This window comes from Zooshikella ganghwensis DSM 15267, from assembly GCF_000428585.1.
In the GTDB taxonomy this organism is placed as follows: Bacteria; Pseudomonadota; Gammaproteobacteria; order Pseudomonadales; family Zooshikellaceae; genus Zooshikella; species Zooshikella ganghwensis.
Genome location: NZ_AUAF01000060.1, coordinates 21,454 through 27,588 on the forward strand (window position 1 = coordinate 21,454; position 6,135 = coordinate 27,588).

Genomic DNA, 6,135 nt, shown 5'->3' on the forward strand with positions numbered 1-6,135 from the left:
TACCCCGATCTTGAAGGGTATAGTGCTAATGACGTGTAATGAGGATGTTCGGTAAAGGAAGACATATATGAAGGAACTCATTTTATTACGACACGCCAAATCAAGCTGGAAAGACAGCACACTCGAAGATTTTGATCGCCCCTTAAATAAGCGCGGAAAAACCATTGCTCCCCAAATGGGACAGCTATTAGCCGATGTTGGTTGGGTTCCACAATACATTATCGCCAGCCCAGCAAAACGTTGCCGAGCAACCACTAAGCTGCTACTGCCTTATTTTAAAATAAAGTCGAAAAACGTGCAGTGGGAGGAAATGATTTACGAGGCACCTACCTCTGCACTGTACACAGTGATCAGTGAAGTACCTGATAAAATTTCAAGCTTAATGGTTATCGGCCATAACCCTGGTTTAGAAATGCTTGCGACTGAGCTAGACAGTGCTTTTCCTGGACACCTCACCACCTGTGCTGCAGTGTGTATTGATTTACCTATTAGCCACTGGCGTGACATTGGCCCTGATGCCGGGAAGGTACGAGAGTGTTTACGCCCCAAGGAGGTATTAACGCGTGATCAACGCACCTGAGGTAAAACAACATACGTCAGCCATAAGCCCAGAACACAAACCAGGCTAGCCATACTGAATGTCATAGCTGCGCCGAGGCTCTCCCAGCCATAGCCTGCTGCTAGCGCCCCCAGGCCAGCTCCCAGGCCAAAGCTAATACCGCTATAAAGTGCTTGCCCTCGCCCCGCCAGTCCCTCAGGGAATTGGCGGTGAACAAACTCAATCGAAGCGGCATGGCAAGCCCCAAAAGACAGGGCATGGAGCAACTGTGCCAAGGTAATGAGCACTAGGCTGTCTGCCCACCAGCCAATCATAAACCAGCGCAGGGCAGCACCTAACAGTCCTAACATCAAACAGTTACGCACCCCCAGCTTTGGTAATAGCTGGTGCATAAACAGGAACAAGATAACCTCTGCTAATACTCCCAGTGCCCACAAACTGCCAATGGTGGTATGACTATAACCATGATTCTGTAAATGAATACTGAAAAATGTGTAATACGGCCCATGGGCTAGTTGCACAAGCGCCGCTACAGCGAAAAAACCAACCACAGGCGTCATTCTAAAGTACATCTTATGTGGTGGAACGACCGCTGTACCAGAAGCCCTTTTAGTAGACATCGGCAACGCCAGGCTGGCAAGCCATAATCCCCAAAATGCTAGCCAGCATAACCAAGGTACCCAGTCCAGGCTAATGAAATCTAATAATCCACCGACGCCTAACACGGCAACAATAAACCCAATAGAGCCCCATAAACGTATCCGGCTATAAAACTGTGTTTGCCCCACTAAAAAACGCAGAGTAATGACTTCAAACAGCGGTAATACCGCATTCCAAAAAAAGCTAAAGCAAGCCATGACAAATGCCATTGGCCAAAAGGCATCGACACCAAATACGCCTGCAAAAGCCACAACACTACAAAGTGTGCCTATACGCACCAGCCTTAATGAGCAAAAAAAATAATCTGCCAATAGTCCCCAAACCAGCGGAGCAATGACTTTAGTCGCCATTAAAATAGCAAGCAGGATACCGATTTCACTGGAGGAAAAACCTTGGCTTTGCAGGTAGGGTGCCCAATAAGGCACCAAAATCCCTAGGATGACAAAATACCACCCATAGACACTGGCCAAAGAGCGAACAGGCACAGTGTTGGGTGGGCTGTCAGAAGACATAAGCAAAACAGTGGGTAGTTATGTGTCGTTGGTAGTATCGGATACAGGAGCCTGGGCTGGAATGACTGGGGTTGATACAGAAACATCCGCATTTTGACCGCGATGTCTCAAGTAATGATCCATCAGCACTAATGCCAGCATCGCTTCTGCAATAGGTGTGGCCCGAATACCTACACAAGGGTCATGACGCCCCTTAGTGACAACCGTAACTGGCTGACCATCAACATCAATGCTATCTCCAGGTAAATGCAGGCTCGATGTTGGTTTAAGTGCAATGTGCGCAATGATATCCTGCCCACTGGAAATACCGCCAAGGACACCCCCAGCGTTATTAGAAGTAAAACCTCCAGGCGTCAACGCATCTCTATGCTCTGTCCCCTTTTGGGTCACTGAGTCAAAGCCAGCCCCAATCTCTACTCCCTTCACCGCATTAATGCTCATCAAACCATGAGCAATATCCGCATCCAACCGGTCAAAAATAGGCTCACCTAAGCCTGGTAGCATACCTGAAGCGACAACGGTTATTTTTGCACCAATAGAATTACCTTCCTTGCGCAGGTCCTGCATATAAGTTTCCAACTCATTAACGCGACTGGGATCAGGGCAAAAGAATGGGTTGTTGTTCACTTCGTCCCAGTTCACTTCGGTGAGTACATCAGGCATCACCTTTATAGGGCCAAGCTGCGACAAAAAACCACGCACCGTAATACCTTTGGTTTGCAAATATTTTTTCGCCACCGCGCCTGCGGCAACCCGCATTGCTGTTTCCCGGGCAGAAGAGCGACCACCACCACGATAGTCTCTAATGCCATACTTCTGCCAGTAGGTATAGTCAGCATGGGCCGGGCGAAACTGATCTTTAATATTGCCATAATCCTTGGAGCGCTGATCCGTATTCTCAATCAACAAACCGATTGGCGTACCTGTAGTTACCCCCTCAAACACGCCTGATAAAATTTTTACTGCATCAGGTTCACGCCGTTGGGTTGTAAACTTTGATGTACCCGGTTTACGTCGATCAAGCTCCTGTTGAATATCCGCCTCGTTTAAAGGCAAACCAGGAGGACAGCCATCAATAATACAGCCCAGTGCTAACCCATGGCTTTCACCAAACGTTGTCACTGTAAATAAGGTTCCAAATGTATTACCCGCCATGAATCGATTCTCTACTGCATATTTACGTTAACTGATTATTTGCTTTTTGCTCTACGCTCATCATATTAGGGCCTGCTTAAAGTCTTCTTGAAATTGACGACAGTTTTCGGCCTCGAGTAAAAAGACACCATCTCCACCATGCTCAAAAGCCAGCCAATTAAAAGGCACTTGTGGGAATTGATCCTGTAAAGCCCACTGACTGTTCCCCACTTCTACAATTAATAACCCTTTATCGGTAAGGTAATCGGCTGCTTGCGCTAAAATCTGCACAGTATGACATAAACCATCCTCACCAGAAGCTAACCCATGCTCAGGCTCATGATGAAACTCAGGGGGCATATCGCTTAGATCTTCAGCATCCACATAAGGGGGGTTACTGACAATAATATCAAACGGCTGTTGAGGTATTCCCTTAAATAGATCCGCCTCAACTGTAGTGACCCGCTCATCAAGCTCATGTTTGTCGATATTAATAGTCGCCACCTGAAGTGCATCATAATCAATATCGGCAAGTACCACTTCTGCTTCTGGAAATGCATAGGCTGCAGCAATACCAATACAGCCACTGCCCGTACACATATCCAGAATACGTGATACAGCTGGCTCCCCCAACCAAGGCTCGAAGTGTTGATCAATAAGCTCTGCAATCGGTGAACGAGGCACTAAAACACGCTCATCAACATAAAAGGGTAGCCCACAAAACCAGGCTTGATTTACCAAGTAAGCACTGGGGATCCGCTCATTAACACGTCGAGAGACTAAGCTGGCAACATGGGCTCGTTCTTCCAAAGTCAACCGGCTATCTAAAACGCGCTGATCAATGTCCCAGGGTAAATGAAGACTTTGCAAAATCAGATGAACAGCCTCATCCCAGCCATTATCAGTCCCATGCCCATAAAATAACTCTGCTTCATTAAAGCGACTGTACGCCCAGCGGATAAAATCTCGAACTGTTTCCAAACCGTCAAAAGCAAGCTTTTGCTGACCTACCACATTCGTCTCCTATTGGTCAAAGCTATTGACTATCATTAACGAGACGCTATGTTAGCGCAAAGTTAACGATGATGCTGTTTTTCTATTCAAGTAACCCAGTTATACCACTAACATAGAATTTCATGGCTGTAGGTTTTAATGGTTTTCTCATGGCTGATGCTAAACGTCCACCCGATACTGAACATACTGATAGACCTATTAAGAGTAGCAGTACACTCAACAAGGATGATGAGGCGGCCTTCAATGAAGCCATGAAAGGAGTAAAACGTTACCAGCACAACCATGTGATGCATACTGCTTCAACACCCGACCCGCAAAATGTTGCATTGCCGGCCCGCCGTCAGGCTGCAGAACAAATGATAAGCCCACCCGTTGATGGCCTATCGGACACACTGTTACTGCCCCTGGGTCCTGAAGATTCGGTTGAATACCGGCGCTCTGGGGTACAACTCAGTCGAATGCGTAAACTAAAACAGGGTCAGTTACCCGTTGAGTACTGCCTGGATTTGCATGGTTATCGAGTGGATGAAGCACGAGCAACGCTTATGGCCTTTCTGGGCTTTGCACAAGCCAATAATATGCGCTGTGTAAAAATCATTCATGGCAAATCACACCGCCGCAAGTCATCCCGCCCTACCCTCAAAGATTATTTAAATACCTGGCTACGACAGATTCCTAGTGTGCAAGCTTTTTGTACAACACCGCCTACTGATGGTGGTGCGGGCTCAATGTACGTGCTCGTGAACCGTCAGCAGCACAAAAAAAATGAGTCATGACAAGACTAAACAGCATGAAGAAGGCCAAGTGGAATACAAAATATCATTATCCCACTTGACCAATTTATTAATGATCGTTTATCGACTGATTAATTAAAACAGGTAATTTTCACCATTATTGTTATCCCAGTAGATTTTTCCTGCTACCTGATAACGCACTGCAAATTCAATCGCTCGGTTTTTGGGATAAATATAAGGAAGATAAAGTACCCAGGACTCACGTCCATCATCAAGTAACCCAACATAACTGCCTATAGATGATTCATACCACTGATCACCATCTGCCAGCCGATAAACCATTTGCACTGTTTTCTCGTAACCTAAATTGGCAACGGCTACATGGACAGTAAAGTCAGCACACAACCCATAACAACCCAAACCTCTGCCTCTTTCTGCCGAAATAAACTGAATAGGTTTACGCTGAAAGTTTTCTTTGGCCAAAAAGTTATGGCCATAATTATTATCCCAATACCATGTACCATTAGCTTGCATCCCTACCGCTAACTGAACAGGTGATTGCCGTGAAGGTATATTAACCTCAAAAAACCAACGCTCCTGATTGTTATCAAGCGTCTCTTGATAATAGGCTTGTCCTGTATACCATGACTGGCCATCTACCGTATATTTCACGACAACCTGCTTGTCCGCCACCAGGTTTTCCACGGACACAGCAACCTTTAAATGACCACAGGCACCATAACAACCCAACCCAGTACCAATGGTGGCTTTTTTTAATTGAATAGGGTGGCTGGCCCAACTCACGCCCGACATTAAGCAGAGTAATACCCCAGTAAGCAACCACGGATTGAAACGCTTTAACATAACTAGTCCTTTTGCATTGTTGTTCACCTCCCTGTAACCAGCGCTGGTGTTATACCACAAATTACAAGACAGTTGCTGCTTATTTACAATCACCGTACCAATTACTTCTTTTTTTATCCCATGAGCTTTATGCAAATAATTTCTTTTTGCTTAACTCAACTATGCTAAAAGCATGGTGATACTAAGAAGTGTTTTTGAGCAACTAACCAGAGTAAGGTGTTCCAACCATGAAGTATCAATGGTTAAACATCTTGTTGGCAGCCCTAACACTCAGTGTTAACGCTAAAGACTTGATAAAAATAGGGTTCGTTGGGCATGGCCCACCAATTGATATCATACGAGACCACACGGTAGTGGGTGGTATTGTTTTTGATGTGGGAACAGCCATTGCAGAAGAAGCAGGCTATATTGCTGTATTCCATGCAATACCAACTAACCGTGCTGAAGAGTGGCTAGCAGAGAATAAAATTCATATGCTTACGCGATGCTCGACTTTTATTAGTTTGAAATGACAACCCCTGACCCCAACCTTTGTTTTGCCGAAACAAATTCAAAGGGACAGGGGATGTCAGTAGAAGAGTTTATCATAGCAGTTTATTGCTGGGTTGATGATACCTTTAATGATTTACTTAAAGGCCAGCGATTACGTGAACGAGGG

General features: G+C 45.6%; 7 protein-coding genes and 1 pseudogene. 4 read left to right on the plus strand and 4 right to left on the minus strand.

Going from position 1 to position 6,135, the window contains the following annotated elements:
- Positions 1 to 67 precede the first annotated feature (67 nt).
- The gene (locus F607_RS29775) at positions 68 to 580 is read left to right on the plus strand and encodes a SixA phosphatase family protein (protein ID WP_051311479.1); all 513 of its coding nucleotides are present in this window, start codon (positions 68 to 70) and stop codon (positions 578 to 580) included.
- On the opposite strand, the gene F607_RS0113915 is transcribed toward F607_RS29775, so the two are convergent.
- From F607_RS0113915 to prmB, 3 genes are read right to left on the minus strand one after another with little or no spacing between them, the layout of a single operon-like run.
- Entirely contained in the window at positions 568 to 1,731 is a 1,164-nt protein-coding gene (locus tag F607_RS0113915; protein WP_084611243.1) for an MFS transporter, read from the minus strand. The two genes, F607_RS29775 and F607_RS0113915, sit on opposite strands and share 13 nt — an antisense overlap.
- Before the next feature lie 18 nt (positions 1,732 to 1,749).
- The gene (gene aroC / locus F607_RS0113920; protein WP_027708570.1) at positions 1,750 to 2,886 is read right to left on the minus strand and encodes a chorismate synthase; all 1,137 of its coding nucleotides are present in this window, start codon (positions 2,884 to 2,886) and stop codon (positions 1,750 to 1,752) included.
- Between the two features lie 60 nt (positions 2,887 to 2,946).
- Positions 2,947 to 3,879 carry a 50S ribosomal protein L3 N(5)-glutamine methyltransferase gene (gene prmB, locus F607_RS0113925; protein ID WP_038291374.1) on the minus strand — a complete coding sequence of 311 codons (933 nt, stop codon included), beginning with the start codon at positions 3,877 to 3,879 and terminating at the stop codon, positions 2,947 to 2,949.
- 149 nt (positions 3,880 to 4,028) lie between these two features.
- Between prmB and F607_RS0113930 the strand changes: the two genes are divergently transcribed.
- Positions 4,029 to 4,655, plus strand: a complete 627-nt coding sequence (locus tag F607_RS0113930) for a Smr/MutS family protein (protein ID WP_211233644.1) — start codon at positions 4,029 to 4,031, stop codon at positions 4,653 to 4,655.
- A 93-nt stretch (positions 4,656 to 4,748) separates the two neighbouring features.
- Here F607_RS0113930 and F607_RS0113935 read toward each other — a convergent pair whose 3' ends face one another.
- Positions 4,749 to 5,477 (minus strand): carbohydrate-binding protein, encoded by a 729-nt coding sequence (locus F607_RS0113935; protein WP_157365477.1) that lies wholly within the window; start codon positions 5,475 to 5,477, stop codon positions 4,749 to 4,751.
- 227 nt (positions 5,478 to 5,704) lie between these two features.
- Between F607_RS0113935 and F607_RS0113940 the strand changes: the two genes are divergently transcribed.
- Complete coding sequence (locus F607_RS0113940) at positions 5,705 to 5,989, plus strand: hypothetical protein (protein WP_027708574.1); 285 nt, start codon at positions 5,705 to 5,707, stop codon at positions 5,987 to 5,989.
- 53 nt (positions 5,990 to 6,042) lie between these two features.
- Positions 6,043 to 6,135 (plus strand): annotated as a pseudogene (locus F607_RS36050) (IS982 family transposase); the annotation flags it as partial.

Coding starts and splice junctions, on each gene's coding strand:
- F607_RS0113935 (WP_157365477.1), bottom strand. CDS start 5,477: ATGTTAAAGCGTTTCAATCCGTGGTTGCTTACTGGGGTATTACTCTGC.
- F607_RS0113915 (WP_084611243.1), bottom strand. CDS start 1,731: ATGTCTTCTGACAGCCCACCCAACACTGTGCCTGTTCGCTCTTTGGCC.
- F607_RS0113930 (WP_211233644.1), top strand. CDS start 4,029: ATGGCTGATGCTAAACGTCCACCCGATACTGAACATACTGATAGACCT.
- F607_RS29775 (WP_051311479.1), top strand. CDS start 68: ATGAAGGAACTCATTTTATTACGACACGCCAAATCAAGCTGGAAAGAC.
- F607_RS0113940 (WP_027708574.1), top strand. CDS start 5,705: ATGAAGTATCAATGGTTAAACATCTTGTTGGCAGCCCTAACACTCAGT.
- aroC (WP_027708570.1), bottom strand. CDS start 2,886: ATGGCGGGTAATACATTTGGAACCTTATTTACAGTGACAACGTTTGGT.